At 63.5% G+C, this 14,929-nt stretch carries 10 protein-coding genes; 7 read left to right on the top strand and 3 right to left on the bottom strand.

Features of this window, described 5'->3' with window-relative positions; translation table 11 throughout:
* Positions 1–90: 90 nt before the first annotated feature.
* From fsrB to mdoH, 4 genes are all read left to right on the top strand, one after another.
* Positions 91–1,383, top strand: a complete 1,293-nt coding sequence (fsrB, locus tag ABIB66_RS38240) for a siderophore utilization protein FsrB (RefSeq protein ID WP_354210305.1) — start codon at positions 91–93, stop codon at positions 1,381–1,383.
* 83 nt (positions 1,384–1,466) lie between these two features.
* Positions 1,467–2,294, top strand: coding sequence for a hypothetical protein (locus ABIB66_RS38235; protein ID WP_354210304.1), 828 nt, complete (start codon positions 1,467–1,469; stop codon positions 2,292–2,294).
* Between the two features lie 238 nt (positions 2,295–2,532).
* Positions 2,533–4,038, top strand: coding sequence for a glucan biosynthesis protein G (locus tag ABIB66_RS38230; RefSeq protein WP_354258549.1), 1,506 nt, complete (start codon positions 2,533–2,535; stop codon positions 4,036–4,038).
* Entirely contained in the window at positions 4,026–6,170 is a 2,145-nt protein-coding gene (gene mdoH / locus ABIB66_RS38225; RefSeq protein WP_354210303.1) for a glucans biosynthesis glucosyltransferase MdoH, read from the top strand. The genes ABIB66_RS38230 and mdoH overlap by 13 nt, the downstream gene beginning before the upstream one ends.
* Positions 6,171–6,261: 91 nt before the next feature.
* On the opposite strand, the gene ABIB66_RS38220 is transcribed toward mdoH, so the two are convergent.
* Complete coding sequence (locus ABIB66_RS38220; protein WP_275172560.1) at positions 6,262–7,458, bottom strand: M24 family metallopeptidase; 1,197 nt, start codon at positions 7,456–7,458, stop codon at positions 6,262–6,264.
* A gap of 456 nt (positions 7,459–7,914) precedes the next feature.
* Here ABIB66_RS38220 and ABIB66_RS38215 point away from each other — a divergent pair, with 456 nt between their 5' ends.
* The 3 genes from ABIB66_RS38215 to ABIB66_RS38205 are packed head-to-tail and all read left to right on the top strand — an operon-like array spanning position 7,915 to position 12,512.
* The gene (locus ABIB66_RS38215) at positions 7,915–8,934 is read left to right on the top strand and encodes a TRAP transporter substrate-binding protein (RefSeq protein ID WP_275172559.1); all 1,020 of its coding nucleotides are present in this window, start codon (positions 7,915–7,917) and stop codon (positions 8,932–8,934) included.
* Positions 8,935–8,949: 15 nt separating this feature from the next.
* Positions 8,950–10,839 carry a TRAP transporter large permease gene (locus ABIB66_RS38210; protein ID WP_354210302.1) on the top strand — a complete coding sequence of 630 codons (1,890 nt, stop codon included), beginning with the start codon at positions 8,950–8,952 and terminating at the stop codon, positions 10,837–10,839.
* 23 nt (positions 10,840–10,862) lie between these two features.
* Entirely contained in the window at positions 10,863–12,512 is a 1,650-nt protein-coding gene (locus ABIB66_RS38205; RefSeq protein ID WP_354059515.1) for an acyl-CoA synthetase, read from the top strand.
* Between the two features lie 87 nt (positions 12,513–12,599).
* Here the strand turns inward: ABIB66_RS38205 and ABIB66_RS38200 are convergent, their stop codons facing one another.
* Positions 12,600–13,577, bottom strand: a complete 978-nt coding sequence (locus ABIB66_RS38200; RefSeq protein WP_354210301.1) for a TRAP transporter substrate-binding protein — start codon at positions 13,575–13,577, stop codon at positions 12,600–12,602.
* Between the two features lie 37 nt (positions 13,578–13,614).
* Complete coding sequence (locus ABIB66_RS38195) at positions 13,615–14,928, bottom strand: TRAP transporter large permease (protein ID WP_275172555.1); 1,314 nt, start codon at positions 14,926–14,928, stop codon at positions 13,615–13,617.
* Position 14,929 lies beyond the last annotated feature (1 nt).

Genomic DNA, 14,929 nt, shown 5'->3' with positions numbered 1-14,929 from the left:
GCTCCACGAGAGGTCGTCATGGCCGGGCATGACGTTGCGGAAGCTTCGGCACTCACACACTTTGCTCGTGTACTTGGCGAGATCTGAACGATGAGAGCGATATTCGGCAAGTTGCATCGCTGGGCGGGCCTGCTCACGGCCGGATTCCTGTTCTTCTCCGGCATCACCGGGGCGATCATCTCCTGGGATCATGAGATCGACGAGGTCCTGAACAGCCATCTGTTCGACGTCGGCAGCAAGGGCCCGGCCATTCCCTCGATCGATCTCGCGAAGATGATCGAGCAGCGCGATCCCCGTGCGCGCGTCGTCTACCTGTTCATGACGCCGGAGGAGGGCCACTCGCTGTGGTTCTTCGTCATGCCCCGGATTGATCCCGCGACCGGCAAGCGCTACGCGCTAGACTACAATCAGATCTTCCTCGACCCCAACACCGGCGCGGAGCTCGGCCGGCGCTATTGGGGCGCGGTATGGCCGGTGACGCGCGAAAACTTCGTCTCGTTTCTCTACAAGCTGCACTACACCATGCACATCCCGGAATTCTGGGGCAGCGACCGCTGGGGCATGCGCCTGCTCGGAATTATCGCCATCATCTGGACCATCGACTGCTTCGTCGGCCTCTACCTGACGCTGCCCTCGCGGCGGCGTGCCAGCGCGGCCCGGGCGCCCCAGGTCACGCGCCAGCTCGAACGCGGCTTCTGGGCGCGTTGGGCGCCGGCGTGGACCATCAAGACGTCAGGCAGTGCCTACCGGATCAATTTCGACATCCATCGCGCTTTCAGCCTGTGGACCTGGGGCGTGCTGTTCATCATCGCCTTCACGGCATTCTCGCTGAACCTCTATTTCGAGGTGTTCTCGCCGCTGATGAAGATGATGTCGAACTACACGCCGACGCCCTATGAGCAGCGGCCGTATCGCGATCTCGACGATCCCATCGAGCCCAAGGTCAGCTTCGCCGACATCGCCGCGCGCGCGGCGGCCGACGGCAAGGGGCGAGGGTGGACCGTCCCGGTCGGCTCGGTCAATTACGGCCCGGCCCATGGTGTCTATGCCGCGGCCTTCTTCCATCCAGGCGACGATCACGGCGCCGGCGGCGTCGGCCCGGCGCAGCTCTATTACGACAGCGAGGACGGCCGTCCGATCGGCGAACGGCTGCCCTGGGTCGGCACCGCCGCCGACATCTTCGTGCAGGCGCAATTTCCGTTGCATTCGGGCCGCATCGTGGGGCTGTTCGGCCGCATCCTGATCTCGATCATGGGGCTGGTCGTGGCGGCGCTCTCAGTCACCGGAATCGTGATCTGGTGGCGCAAGCGCCGCGCGCGTGTCCGCGTACGGGACATGGCAGCGATGCGCCTGAGCCGGCAGCAACTGACGCCGGCGGAGTAGAGCGGTTGTCCGGCGCGGGTGAACCTCCCCGCCTGGCACCGGCACAAAGACTGGAGATCACACCCCGTTTTGCCGGAAATCGCATGAGATCGCTCGCCTTGCTCTGCCTGCTCGTTCTGGCCGCGCCTGCCCATGCGGCTGGCCCCGAGCAGCGCTATTTCGACCTGCGCGATCGCTACATCGCAAAGTTCTCGAAAGCCAACGAGAACGACGAGACCTATAAGCAGCACGATGCGGCGCTCAAGGAGTTGACGGGCGTCCTGCGCGGCCTGGTGGGCCCCGTCGCGATCAACGGATTGCCGGCCGATGGCAAGACGAACGCGGACACGCTCTTCAAGGGCGACTCCGGCTTCGGCCATCTCGACGGGCTCGGCTTCGCCTCCGAAGGCGACAAGATGCAGGCCGTCGTGACCACTACCGCCCTGCTCAAGCACTGGCTGCGCGAGCACCGCGAGGACGGCATGCCGCAGGAGATCGGCGCGGCATTCAAGTCGGACCGCTTTTACTATCAAGCCATCCAGGACTCCGCCTTCGCCAAATATGCCGAGTTGCCGATCACGAAGCCCGCGGGGACGAGCGCCGCGGTCGCCGTGCTAGGCGTGCGCGGCAATGGCGACCTGAAGGGACCTCCGCAAGAAATCGACGTCGTCGCGATTCAAGGCGACAAGGTCTACTTCCTCGCTGCAAGCGATGCGGTGAAGACAGCCGAGATCCCGACCTGCGAGAAAGTCTGGAAGCAGATGATGGCCAAACCCATCGACAAGAAGGACCCGCGCGGCGACATCACACGCGAAGACAATGCGATGACCGCGTACACGGCGTGCTTCGCCAAGGAAGCGCCAAGCCAGGGCTGGTTCGCCGCAGCCGTCAAGAAGGCGCAGAGCCAGTTGGAGCTGCTGCCGCTGCGCTAGAGCGATCATCCAATTACCTTCGAGCGCTACAGCGTTGCGCGCGGCGCCATCGCTCGAGAATGCGCAATCGGAAATTGCAGCTCGTCCCGCAGATGCAACCGAGGCCCAGCAGCGCGAAACCACCCCGAGCCGCATCGACGAGGTCGTTGGCAACACCGTGGTCGGATTCGACGACGACCCTGGAACTCGTTCGCGACGAGGGGGTTGCACTGCGGTTGGAACCGAACGGGTAGCACACTTGAATCGTCGACAATTCCTGGAAGCCTCGGCATTGCCATTGGCAACGCTGCTACCTGGCGCAGTCTCTGCGGCATCGGCGGCGGAGTTGCCGTTTGGCCCCTCTTATGTCCGCGAGCTTGCCCGCAATTTGGCGAGTAAGCCCTTTGCGCCACCAGAGGAAAAGGTCCCGGACGCGCTTAGGGATCTCACCTACGATCAGTACCGATCAATTCGCTTTCTGCCAGAGCGCGCGGCTTGGCGCAGCGAGAAGCTGCCCTTCGAGGTCCAGTTTTTCCACCGCGGCTTTTTCTATAAGAACAAGGTCGACATTTACGAGGTCTCCGGCGGACGAGCGGTACCGATCAGGTACCGACGCGACGATTTCGCATTCGGTGACAATATCGGTCAGGTACCGGACGCCGATCTCGGATTTGCCGGCTTTCGCATTCACGCCCCGATCAATCGGCCCGACTACTACGACGAGGTTTGCGCGTTTCTCGGCGCCAGCTACTTCCGTGCCGTTGCCAAAGGCGAGACCTATGGCCTGTCCGCGCGCGGTCTGTCGATCGATACCGGCGAGAGCAAGGGAGAGGAATTTCCTCTCTTCAAGGCCTTCTGGCTGGAGAAGCCCGCGCCGGGTGCCACATCCGTCGTGGTACATGCGCTGCTCGACAGCAAGAGCGCTACGGCAAGCTATCGCTTCACGATCAGGCCAGGCGCTCCGACGGTCTTCGACGTAGAGATGTCGCTCTATCCGCGGATCGAGCTGCAACATGCCGGCCTGGCGCCCATGACGAGCATGTTCTTTTTCGGCCCGAACGACCGACACGATGTCGACGATTTCCGTCCTGCCGTACATGACTCCGATGGGCTCGCCGTGTTCAACGGAAAGGGCGAGCAACTCTGGCGTCCGCTCAACAATCCACGCGATCTGCAGGCCAGCACATTCAATGACCTCAATCCGCGCGGCTTCGGTCTGATGCAGCGGGAGAGAAATTTCTTTGCCTACGAGGACATCGAATCGCGCTTTGAGCGTCGCCCGAGCTTCTGGGTCGAACCGATTGGAGATTGGGGAGAGGGCAGTGTGGTCCTCTTTGAGATCCCGACCAAGGAGGAAGTTCACGACAACATCGCCGCCTTCTGGCGCCCGAAGACTGCCCTCCCGGCCAAGAGCGAAAACAACTACACCTACCGCCTGCACTGGGGTCCGGACGCGCCGAAGCCCAATTCGCTGGCCCGGTTCACCCGCACAGGCGTTGGCGCGCGGGGCGACGACAGCAAATTGTTCGTGCTCGAACTCGTTGGTGACGGACTGAAGGCGGTCGATCCCAACAAGGTAAGGGGTGCAGTCAGCGCCGACAAATCCGAGATCAAGAACGTCGTCACACAACCAAACCCGGAAACGGGTGGGTGGCGCCTTAGTTTTCAGTGCGCCGTGAAGGACGCGCCGATCGAGTTGAGGGCGATCTTGATGCAGGGCGACCAACCGATCTCTGAAGTCTGGGTTTACCGATGGGCGCCCTGACGACGTCGCCTGCGCTTTGCCCTGACCTTGGCGTTCGCTATCTTCCCGATGAAACGCCGCTCCCGATGCAGCCTTGCCGATTGGACGCGACCAATCGTGCCGATCCGGGGCGACTGCGGACCGCCCCTGCCGTTACAGCGCGGCGCCTGTTCATTCTTGGCGGAACGGTCGCGATCACCGCTGCGGGCGCTGTTGAGATGTACGATGTTCTCAAGGTTGGTGGCGTCACGGTCCTCGAAGGCATGGTGTTCGGGCTGTTCCTCGTGCTGCTCGCCTGGATCGCGTTTTCGTTCGTGTCTTCAGTAGCCGGCTTTTTTGTGCTCCTGCGGGGCCGGCCAGATGTGCTGCCAATTAACAGCCACGGTCCGCTGCCCGCGATCACCGGCCGAACGGCTATGCTGTTGCCGACCTATAACGAGGATCAGCACCATCTCATGGCGCGCCTCCGCGCTATGTACGAGTCGGTCGGCGAAACCGGACAGGCCCCGTTGTTCGATTGGTTTCTGCTCAGCGACACGACAGATCCGGACATCTGGATTGCCGAGGAGCTTGCGTTTCTGGAGCTGCAGCGAAACTGCGGTTCGGGCCATCTCTACTATCGTCACCGATCCGACAACACCGCTCGAAAGTCCGGCAACATTGCCGAATGGGTGAGGCGGTTCGGTGGCGCCTACGACTACATGATCATTCTGGACGCGGACAGTCTGATGAGCGGAGAGACCATCGTTCGGCTGGCCGGCGCGATGGAAGCGAACCCGCAAGCCGCGCTGATTCAGACGCTTCCGATCGTCGTCAATGCGCGAACCCTGATTAGCCGGCTTCAGCAGTTTTCGGGCCGTTTGTACGGTCCGCTGATCGCCGCCGGAAACGCCTGGTGGCACGCCTCAGAGGGCAACTACTGGGGACACAATGCCATCATCCGGGTGCAGGCTTTTGCGCAAGAGGCGGGCTTGCCCGAATTGCGCGGGAGGAAACCTTTCGGCGGGCACATCCTCAGCCACGATTTTGTCGAAGCCGCACTGATGCGGCGGGCGGGGTGGGGGATTTTCATGGCTCCAGGTCTCGGTGGGAGTTTCGAGGAGGTGCCACCGTCGCTACTGGATTTCGCGGCGCGGGACCGTCGCTGGTGTCAGGGCAATCTCCAGCATCTTGCCGTTTTGCCGGCTAGAGGCCTGCACTGGGTCTCCAGGCTTCACCTGTTGACCGGGATCGGCTCCTATCTCACCGCGCCCCTGTGGCTGCTGTTTCTATTGCTCGGAATCCTGATCTCCTTGCAGGCCTATTTCGTCAAGCCGGAGTATTTTCCCAAGGGCTTCTCGTTGTTTCCAACGTGGCCCGCACAGGACCCCGTGCTCGCCGCCTGGGTCTTTGCCGCGACGATGGGGCTGCTTATCGTGCCCAAATTGCTGGCCTACCTCGTTTTGCTCACCAGGCGTGCGGAACGGCAGGCATTCGGCGGCGGATTTCGCGTGCTGCTGGCGGTGGTCGCCGAGAGCCTGCTTGCCGCCTTGATCGCCCCATCCATGATGATCTTTCAATCCACCGCCGTGGCGGAGATCCTGCTGGGCCGTGATGCGGGCTGGCAAGTGCAACGGCGAAGCGATGGCAGGATCACGCGCGACGAAGTCTATCGCAAATTCACGGTGCCGACCCTATGCGGTCTGGCCATGGCGGCAAGCGCCTACGCTGTGTCGCTTCCGCTGCTGCTCTGGATGTCACCGGTGATCATCGGCCTCGTTTGCGCCATTCCGATCGGTCTCGTCACGTCGACGGCGCCGCCAATCGCGCATCTGTTTGCGACCCCGGAGGACAATCGCGTGCCGGCACTGCTGCAGAGGGCGAGAGAGCTTGCCGGCCTGGATCGGATCCGGGCACGCGCGGCTCTGATCGAACTTAGACAGAACCCCGCGTTGCTGGGACCGCACATGCAGTCACTCCAAACGCCGCCTCGCAAATCGGGCCAGATCGACATAGATCTCGCGATCGGCCGGGCCAAGATCGAGCAGAGCGACAATTTCGAGGAAGTCGTCAGCAGCCTCAGCGCACGCGAGACCCTTGCCGTGCTGAAGCACCGACACCCCCTCGAGCAAGTCATGCGAATGCCGCGAGCTACCGCTTCCGCGGATGTCTAGGTCATCGCGTTGTAGGTGAGGGCGTTGACGACCCGGTGGTGCTCGGGCAGAGGGCGAGATGTCTGCTGTGAGCGCGGTGGGTGGTGCCAGCCTACAGCGCGCTGCCGCCGAGATTCCACCCACGACCACCTTCGCCAAAGATCTCATACCCCGTCGCCGTCACCGCGACCGTGTCCTCGAGCTTGATGAACCCGCGCTTCGGATGCTTCATCGTGGTCTCGATCGACACCACCATGCCCGTTTCGAGCGGCAGCCGGGCGTCGGTGTCGTCGTAGGGGATCGGGCCCTTGGCGGTCAGGCGAGGGGCCTCGTGGCTGACGAGGCCCATGCCGTGGGCCAAAAACTCCGTGCAGTCGCGCTGGCTGATCTTCGCGAGCTGCCGCTCGGCCGCGACGTAGATGTCACCGCCCATGGCGCCGGGCCGGACCGCCGCGAAGGCGGCGCGCTGGACGGCTTCGATCTCGGCCAGACAGTCCTTCAACTCAGCATCCGGGTTGCCGAGCACGGCCATGCGCGCGAGATCGCCGATATAGCCGTGATAATTGCCGCCGGAATCCAGCGACAGCACGTCACCTTGCTCCCAACGCTGCGCCGACGGCGCCCGGTTGTGGCTGCTGCCGCAGGCGAGCAGACAGTATTCGAAGGTCAGCCCGCGATTGGCTTCGGCGATCTGCAAAGCGTCCGACAATTGCTGCTTGGTCGTGCCCGGCCCGTGCCCGGCGATCACCGCCAGCATCGAGGCGATCACCAGTTCGGACGCCGTCTTGAGTTTGGCGAGCTCGTCCGCCGACTTCACCGCGCGCAGCCGCTCCAGCACCAGCAGTGCGTCCTTGAGCTCGGCGCCGGGCAGGGCGTCACTGAGCGCCCGGCCCGCATCCATCGGCAGGAACGCCATCTCGACCCCGACCCGTTTCAGGGCCACGCCGGCGTCGCGGATCAGGCTGACGGCCCGCGTGATGGCATCGACCGAGCCGTTGGACTCGGTCCGAACCTGCGGAACCCAAGGCGGCGCCACGGCACGCTGGTGGGTCTCCAGCCGGTGCCCGACATACACCGCGTGCTCCGGTGCGCCCTTGGGATAGACCAGAACCGGCAGATAGCGGCTGACGCCAAGCGCATCCATGTAGTCGAAGAAGATCGCGCGCTCGGCACCCAGCAGGTACTGCACATTGTGCTTGGAGGTCGCGACCAGGACGTCGAGGCCGGCGGCCTCCATCAGACGGTCGAGTTTGGCGGCATCGAATGGAATGGCCCGCGAGCGGTCTGCGCGGGCGACGTTCTCCTGCATGACGAACCTCCAAATGCTGCCGTGGCCTCAACCGCTGCGTCGGTTTGCCCGGGGATTGTTGATGGCAAGTGTGAGCCGAGAGAGGGGTTCTGGGTAGGTGTGGATTTATCTGGCCTGATCTGCACAGGCATATCCATGATTCGCATAAGGTATATTATGGAATATCTTTATATACAATCAGATCAGTTGTTTAGCTTGAATTCCTCTCGCTGCACCTTCGTTCCACGTCCTCTTCCGGCCCAGCCGTCGCACGTCGTCGCGGCTTTCGACGGCTACTGTGCATGGGGTTGTTTTCGCGTTTTTGAATCGGGTCCATGCCTCCGAAAGCCGATATTGCCGTGACGATGTCCGGCTGCAATAAGCGAGGCTTCGCGAGATCGCAGATGACCTTCTGACCTTCCGTCCGTATAGGTTTGCATCTCAGAACAACAACAAACTTTCCGAGGAAGCAGACCCATGAGCTTTTCCCGCCGCACGCTTCTCAAGGCCTCCGCCGCGACCGCGGTCCTGGGCGGCCTCAGTGCGCCCCATGTGGCCCGCGCCCAGAGCGCCGAGTTTACCTATAAATACGCCAACAACCTGCCAGACACCCATCCGCTGAACGTGCGCGCCAAGGAGATGGCTGCGGCGATCAAGGCCGAGACCAACGGCAAGTTCGACCTCCAGATCTTCCCGAACAACCAGCTCGGGTCCGACACCGACATGCTGAGCCAGATCCGGTCCGGCGGCGTCGAGTTCTTCACGCTGTCGGGACTGATCCTGTCGACCCTGGTGCCGGCGGCCTCAATCAACGGCATCGGCTTCGCGTTCCCGGACTACGGCACGGTCTGGAAGGCCATGGACGGCGATCTCGGCGCCTTCGTCCGCGGCGAGATCAAGAAGGCCGGGCTCGAGGTTATGGACAAGATCTGGGACAACGGCTTCCGCCAGACCACGTCGTCGAGCAAGCCGATCACCGGTCCGGACGATCTCAAGGGCTTCAAGATCCGCGTGCCAGTGTCGCCGCTGTGGACCTCGATGTTCAAGGCGTTCGATGCCGCGCCCGCCTCGATCAATTTCGCCGAGGTCTATTCCGCGCTGCAGACCAGGATCGTGGAGGGCCAGGAGAACCCGCTGGCGATCATCTCGACCGCCAAGCTCTACGAAGTGCAGAAATACTGCTCGCTGACCAACCACATGTGGGACGGCTTCTGGTTCCTGGCCAACCGCAAGGCGTGGAGCAGCCTGCCCGAGGATGTGCGCACCATCGTCGCCAAGAACATCAATGCCGCAGCGCTCAGGGAGCGTGAGGACACCGCCAAGCTCAATGCCAATCTCCAGCAGGAGCTCGCGACCAAGGGCCTGACCTTCAACCAACCCGCGGTGGCGCCATTCCGCGACAAGCTGCGGTCCGCCGGCTTCTATGCCGAGTGGAAGGGCAAATATGGCGACCAGGCCTGGGATCTGCTCGAAAAGGCCGTCGGCAAGCTGTCTTAACGCGTTGGAGCCGTCATGGCTCATATCGAGGTCCAGGTGAGCGGAGTGGCGGGCGAGGCGACTGTTCAGTCCCCTCGCCGACCTTCCTTGCTGGCCTCGACGGAGCGCGCACTCGGCCTCCTCGTCGAAATCCCGGCGGCCATTTTGGTGGTCGCCGAGATCGCGATCCTGTTTGCCGGCGTGGTCGCGCGCTACGGCCTGCACCGGCCGCTGATCTGGTCGGACGAGCTCGCCTCGATCCTGTTCCTGTGGCTTGCCATGCTCGGCGCGGCGGTCGCGTTCCGCCGTTCCGAGCACATGCGCATGACCGCGGTCGTCGCCAGCACCAAGCCGGCCACGCGGGCCTGGCTCGATCTCGTGGCGACCTGCGCGGCGCTGGCCTTCCTCGCGCTGATCGTCTGGCCGTCCTGGGACTACGCCTACGAGGAAAGCTTCATCACCACGCCGGCGCTGCAGATCTCCAATATGTGGCGCGCCGCGGCGCTTCCGGCCGGCATCTGCCTGATGGCGGTGTTCGCGCTGTTGCGGCTGCTTCGCGCAGCCGATTACCGCATGGTGCTGACGGCCGCGGTGTCCGTGGCTGTCGTCGTCGGCTTGTTCTGGCTGGCGCAGCCTTATCTCCGACCGCTCGGCAACCTCAACCTCGTCATCTTCTTCGTCGGCGTCGCCGGCTTCTGCGTTTTTGCCGGCGTTCCCATCGCGTTTGGCTTCGGGCTCGCCATCTTCGGCTATCTGGCACTGACCACGCGCACGCCCGTCATGGTGCTGGTCGGGCGGATGGACGAGGGCATGAGCCACCTCATTTTGCTCTCGGTGCCGCTCTTCGTATTTTTAGGGCTCCTGATTGAAATGACCGGCATGGCACGGGCCATGGTCGCGTTCCTGGCGAGCCTGCTCGGCCATGTCCGCGGCGGGCTGCATTACGTCCTCGTCGGCGCGATGTACCTGGTCTCCGGTATCTCCGGCGCCAAGGCGGCCGACATGGCGGCGGTCGCGCCCGTGCTGTTCCCGGAGATGAAGCAGCGCGGCGCCAAGCCCGGCGATCTTGTCGCGCTTCTTGCGGCCACCGGCGCACAGACCGAAACCATTCCGCCGAGCCTCGTGCTGATCACGATCGGATCGGTCACCGGCGTCTCGATCGCCGCGCTGTTCACCGGCGGCCTCCTGCCCGGCGTCGTGCTCGCCATCACGCTGTGCATGCTGGTGTGGTGGCGCTACCGCCACGAGGACATGAGCCATGTCCGCCGCGCCACGGGCGGCGAGATCGGCAAGACCTTCGTCATCGCCCTGCCCGCGCTCGCGCTGCCCTTCGTGATCCGCTACGCCGTGGTCGAAGGCATCGCGACCGCCACCGAAGTCTCCACCATCGGCATCGTCTATGGCGCCCTGGTCGGCCTCCTCGTCTACCGCCGGTTCGAGTGGCGGCGGCTGTTCCCGATGCTGGTCGAGACCGCCGCGTTGTCGGGCGCGATCCTGCTGATCATCGGCACGGCGACCGGCATGGCCTGGGGCCTGACCCAGTCAGGCTTCTCGCGCTCGCTGGCGTCCGCCATGACCGGATTACCGGGCGGCGCAGCGACCTTCATCGCCGTCTCGATCCTGGCCTTCACCATCCTCGGCAGCGTGCTGGAGGGCATCCCGGCGATCGTGCTGTTCGGGCCGCTGTTGTTTCCGATTGCGCGTGCGGTCGGCGTGCACGAGGTGCACTATGCCATGGTGATCATTCTCGCCATGGGTATCGGGCTATTCGCCCCGCCCTTCGGCGTCGGCTATTATGCCGCCTGCGCCATCGGCCGCGTCGATCCGGCCGAAGGCATCAGGCCGATCTGGGGCTATCTGCTGGCGCTGCTGGTAGGATTGATCGTCGTCGCCGTCTTTCCGTGGATCTCGATCGGATTCCTGTAAGCCGGCGCGTGAGGGAGGTGTCGATGAGCGAGCGGCAGAACCAGTACAATATCGGCCTCGACAAGACGCCCGCCAACTACGTGCCGCTGAGCCCGTTGAGCTTCCTCGCACGCAGCGCCGCGGTCTATCCCGATCATTTCAGCACGGTCTACGAGGGCCGCAGCTTCACCTGGCGCGAGACGCATGAGCGCTGCAAGCGCTTTGCTTCCTATCTTGCCGGCAAGGGCATCGGCGTCGGCGACACCGTCGCGGCGATGCTGCCGAACATTCCGGCGATGAACGAGGTACATTTCGCCGTCCCCATGACGGGTGCCGTGCTCAACGCGCTGAACATCCGGCTCGATGCCCCTTCGATCGCATTTCAGCTCGACCATGGTGGCGCAAAGATCATTCTGGTCGATCCGGAATTCTCGGGCGTGATCACCGATGCGCTCGCGCAGATGAGTGGCCCAAAACCGTTCGTGATCGACGTCGACGACGCCGCGTTCAAGGGCGGCAGGCGCGTCGGCGAGATCGAGTACGAGACCGCCGTCGCGCAAGGCGATCCCGATTTCACCGCCATCCCGCCGAAGGACGAATGGGACGCGATCGCGCTGAGCTACACGTCGGGCACCACGGGCAATCCCAAGGGCGTCGTGACCCATCATCGCGGCGCCTATCTGAATGCCGTCAGCAACATCCTCGCGGGCCAACTTGGCCAGCATCCGGTCTATCTCTGGACGCTACCGATGTTCCACTGCAACGGCTGGTGCTTCCCCTGGACCATTGCGGCGGCCGCCGGCATCAATGTCTGCCTGCGCAAGGTCGAGCCGACGAAGATCTTCGAGCTGATCAAGCAGCACGGCGTCACCCACATGTGCGGTGCACCGATCGTCTATAACACGCTGATCAACGCGCCTGATGCACCGAAGGGCGGCGCCGCCCGCCGCGTCGTCGGCCTGATCGCCGGTGCCGCGCCGCCTGTCGCGGTGCTCGAAGGCGCCGAAAGCATCGGCATCAAGCTGACGCACGTCTACGGACTGACCGAGGTCTACGGCCCCGCCTCGGTCTGCGCCGAGCAGCCCGGCTGGGATGATCTGCCCGCAGCCGAGCGCGCCAGCCTGAAGCGGCGGCAGGGCGTGCCCTACCCGCTCGAGGAAGCCGTCACCGTCATCGATCCCCAGACCATGAGGCAGGTGCCGCGCGACGGCGAGACCATCGGCGAGGTCATGTTCCGCGGCAACATCGTGATGAAGGGCTACCTCAAGAACGACAAGGCGACGAAGGAAGCCTTCGAGGGCGGCTGGTTTCACACCGGCGACCTCGGCGTGCTCGACGCGCACGGTTATGTCATCATCAAGGATCGCTCGAAGGACATCATCATCTCCGGCGGCGAGAACATTTCCTCCGTCGAGGTCGAGGACATCCTCTACAAGCACCCGGCCGTGCTGTTCGCCGCCGTGGTCGCAAAGCCCGATCCGAAATGGGGCGAAGTGCCCTGCGCCTTCGTCGAGCTGAAGGACGGCGCAAGCGCGAGCGAAGCCGACATCATCGCCTTCTGCCGCTCGCATATGAGCGGCTTCAAGACGCCGAAGGCCGTGGTGTTCGGGCCGATCCCGAAAACGTCGACGGGAAAGATCCAGAAATTCCTGCTGCGCAACGCAGCAGGATCGGCGAAGGCGATCTCGGCCTGAGCTTGTCTCGACCTCCGCGGCGTTTGCATGTCGCCGCGAAGTCGTTGCGCAATTTCAACCACGTCGGGTTTGTCAAGCCCCCCGTCCTCACATCTTCTTGTAGGCTTCAACCAGCGCCTGGCCGTCGGCTCCCGCCTTCTTGAGCCAGTCGGCGGTAAGCTGTTCGCCGATCTTCTGGAAGCCGGCCTTCAGGGCCGGGCTCGGCGGCTCGACCGTCATGCCCTTGGTCTTGAGCTGGTCGATGTACCAGGTGCTCTTGTCCTGCCAGGCCTTCCAGCCGCGGGTTTCCGCGGTCGCGGCGGCCTTGAGGATGGCCTCCTGGGTCGGCTTGTCGAGTGCCTCGAACGCAGCCTTGTTGACGAAGGTGTAGTCCTTCGGGATCCAGGCTTGCACGTCATAGAAGTACTTCAGCGACTCCCATGCCTTCGCATCGTAGCCCGTGCCGCCTGATGACATGAAGGAGTTCACGACGCCGGTCGCAAGCGCCTGCGGCAGCTCGGCGGCCTGGATGGTGACCGACTGCGCGCCCACCAGTTCGCCAATGCGCGCGGTCCCGACATTGTAGGCCCGCCATTTCAGGCCCTTCATGTCCTCAATGGTCGCGAGCGGCTTGTTGACATAGACCCCCTGCGGTGCCCACGGCACGACGAACAGCAGCTTGAGGCCCTGGGCATCGAGCTTCTTGGCAATCAACGGCTTCGACGCCTGATACAGCTTCATGGCGTCCGGGAAGCTGGTCGCCAGAAACGGCACGACGTCGACCCCGAACACCGGATCCTCGTTCTCGTGGATCGACAGCAAGACTTCGCCCATCTGCGCCTGCCCGGTCATCACCGCGCGCTTGATGTCGGGCGCCTTGAACAGCGAGGCGCCGGGATGAACCGTGATCTGGAGCTTGCCGGATGTCGCGGCTTCGACGTCCTTGGCGAACGCGACGAGGTTCTCGGAGTGCGGATTGTCGGCTGGATACGCTGCCGGCAGATTCCATTTGGTTTGAGCCAATGCGGGCGTCGCGGCCAGCACGGCGCCGGCGATCAGGGATGCGCGGAATAAACGAGAGATCATGGGGCTTCTCCTCACAGTCAATTTCAAAACGGTACGCTCAGTCTGGGAAAGCGAGCTTGGGCAAGAACATCACGATCTGCGGATATTCCGTGATGATGAACACGGCCGCGAGCAGCAGGATGAAGAAAGGGAATGCTGCCCGGGCGACGGTCAAGGTATCGCGCCCGCTCATATTCTGGAGCACGAAAAGGTTGAAACCGACCGGTGGCGTGATCTGCGCCATCTCGACGTGAATGATGAGATAGACGCCGAACCAGACCAGGTCGAGGCCGGCCTGCTTGACCATCGGCAGCACGATCACGGCGGTCAGGACGATCATCGAGATGCCGTCGATCAAGCATCCCAGGATGATGTACATGATGCTCAGATACAGCGCGAGCATGCCCGGCGTGAGGTGCTGGCCCTGGACCCAGGTGGCGAGCGCTGCCGGAATTCCCGTATAGGCCATCGCTGCGGTCGTGTAGGCCGCGCCTGCCAGGATCAGCATGATCATGCAGGTCAGGCGCGTCGCGCTCATGATGCTTTCGAGGAAGTTCTTGCGTGTGAGCGTGCGGCTCCACCACGCCAGCAGCAGCGCGCCGGAAACGCCCCAGGCGGCACACTCGGTCGCGGTCGCAAACCCCAACACGAGCGACAGGAAGACGGCCAGGATCAGAAGCAGGCATGGGGCGAGCTTGGCGGATTCTTGCAGCTTCCGGCGAAACGACATCGGCGGGTCGCGCGGCGGGACCTTTTTTGGATTGAGCAGCGACCAGATGATGATGTAGCCGGAATAGAGCACCATCACGAGCACGCCCGGCAGGAAGCCGCCGAGGAAGACCTGAAGCACGGAGACATTCGCCGTGACCGCATAGACCACCATCGGAATCGACGGCGGGATCAGCAGGCCGAGCGTTCCGGAGCCAGCGAGCGACCCGAGACTTAAGCCCTTGTCGTAGCCGCGCTTGTCGAGCTCGGGCAGCGCGATCTTGCCGATGGTCGCGCAGGTCGCGGCCGACGAGCCCGACACCGCCGCGAAGATGCCGCAGCCGATCACGTTCACATGAGTGAGGCGCCCGGGCAGCCACTGAACCCAGGGCGACAGGCCTCGAAACATTTCCTCGGATAATTTGGTGCGGAAGAGGATCTCCCCCATCCAGATGAACAACGGTAGCGCGGCCAGTGTCCATGACGAGCTTGCGCTCCACGTCGTCGTCGCAAGCACCGAGCCGAGCGGCAGGCTCGTGGTCAGCGCCATCGCTACGAAGCCGACGAGCCCGAGCGAAACCGCGATCCAGATGCCGCTTCCCAGCAGCACGATCATGACGCCGAGCAGAATAAACGACAGTTCGATCATGCCGAGATTGGCCATC

This window comes from Bradyrhizobium sp. F1.13.3 (genome assembly GCF_040548265.1).
Classification (GTDB): Bacteria; Pseudomonadota; Alphaproteobacteria; order Rhizobiales; family Xanthobacteraceae; genus Bradyrhizobium.
Note: the sequence above shows the minus strand (reverse complement) of the source record. Positions and strands in the feature narration are given on the sequence as shown.

What these genes read in the sequence shown, in the direction of transcription:
- fsrB (WP_354210305.1), top strand. Translation starts at nt 91, where the DNA reads ATGAGAGCGATATTCGGCAAGTTGCATCGCTGGGCGGGCCTGCTCACG.
- ABIB66_RS38235 (WP_354210304.1), top strand. Translation starts at nt 1,467, where the DNA reads ATGAGATCGCTCGCCTTGCTCTGCCTGCTCGTTCTGGCCGCGCCTGCC.
- mdoH (WP_354210303.1), top strand. Translation starts at nt 4,026, where the DNA reads ATGGGCGCCCTGACGACGTCGCCTGCGCTTTGCCCTGACCTTGGCGTT.
- ABIB66_RS38220 (WP_275172560.1), bottom strand. Translation starts at nt 7,458, where the DNA reads ATGCAGGAGAACGTCGCCCGCGCAGACCGCTCGCGGGCCATTCCATTC.
- ABIB66_RS38215 (WP_275172559.1), top strand. Translation starts at nt 7,915, where the DNA reads ATGAGCTTTTCCCGCCGCACGCTTCTCAAGGCCTCCGCCGCGACCGCG.
- ABIB66_RS38210 (WP_354210302.1), top strand. Translation starts at nt 8,950, where the DNA reads ATGGCTCATATCGAGGTCCAGGTGAGCGGAGTGGCGGGCGAGGCGACT.
- ABIB66_RS38205 (WP_354059515.1), top strand. Translation starts at nt 10,863, where the DNA reads ATGAGCGAGCGGCAGAACCAGTACAATATCGGCCTCGACAAGACGCCC.
- ABIB66_RS38200 (WP_354210301.1), bottom strand. Translation starts at nt 13,577, where the DNA reads ATGATCTCTCGTTTATTCCGCGCATCCCTGATCGCCGGCGCCGTGCTG.
- ABIB66_RS38195 (WP_275172555.1), bottom strand. Translation starts at nt 14,928, where the DNA reads ATGGCCAATCTCGGCATGATCGAACTGTCGTTTATTCTGCTCGGCGTC.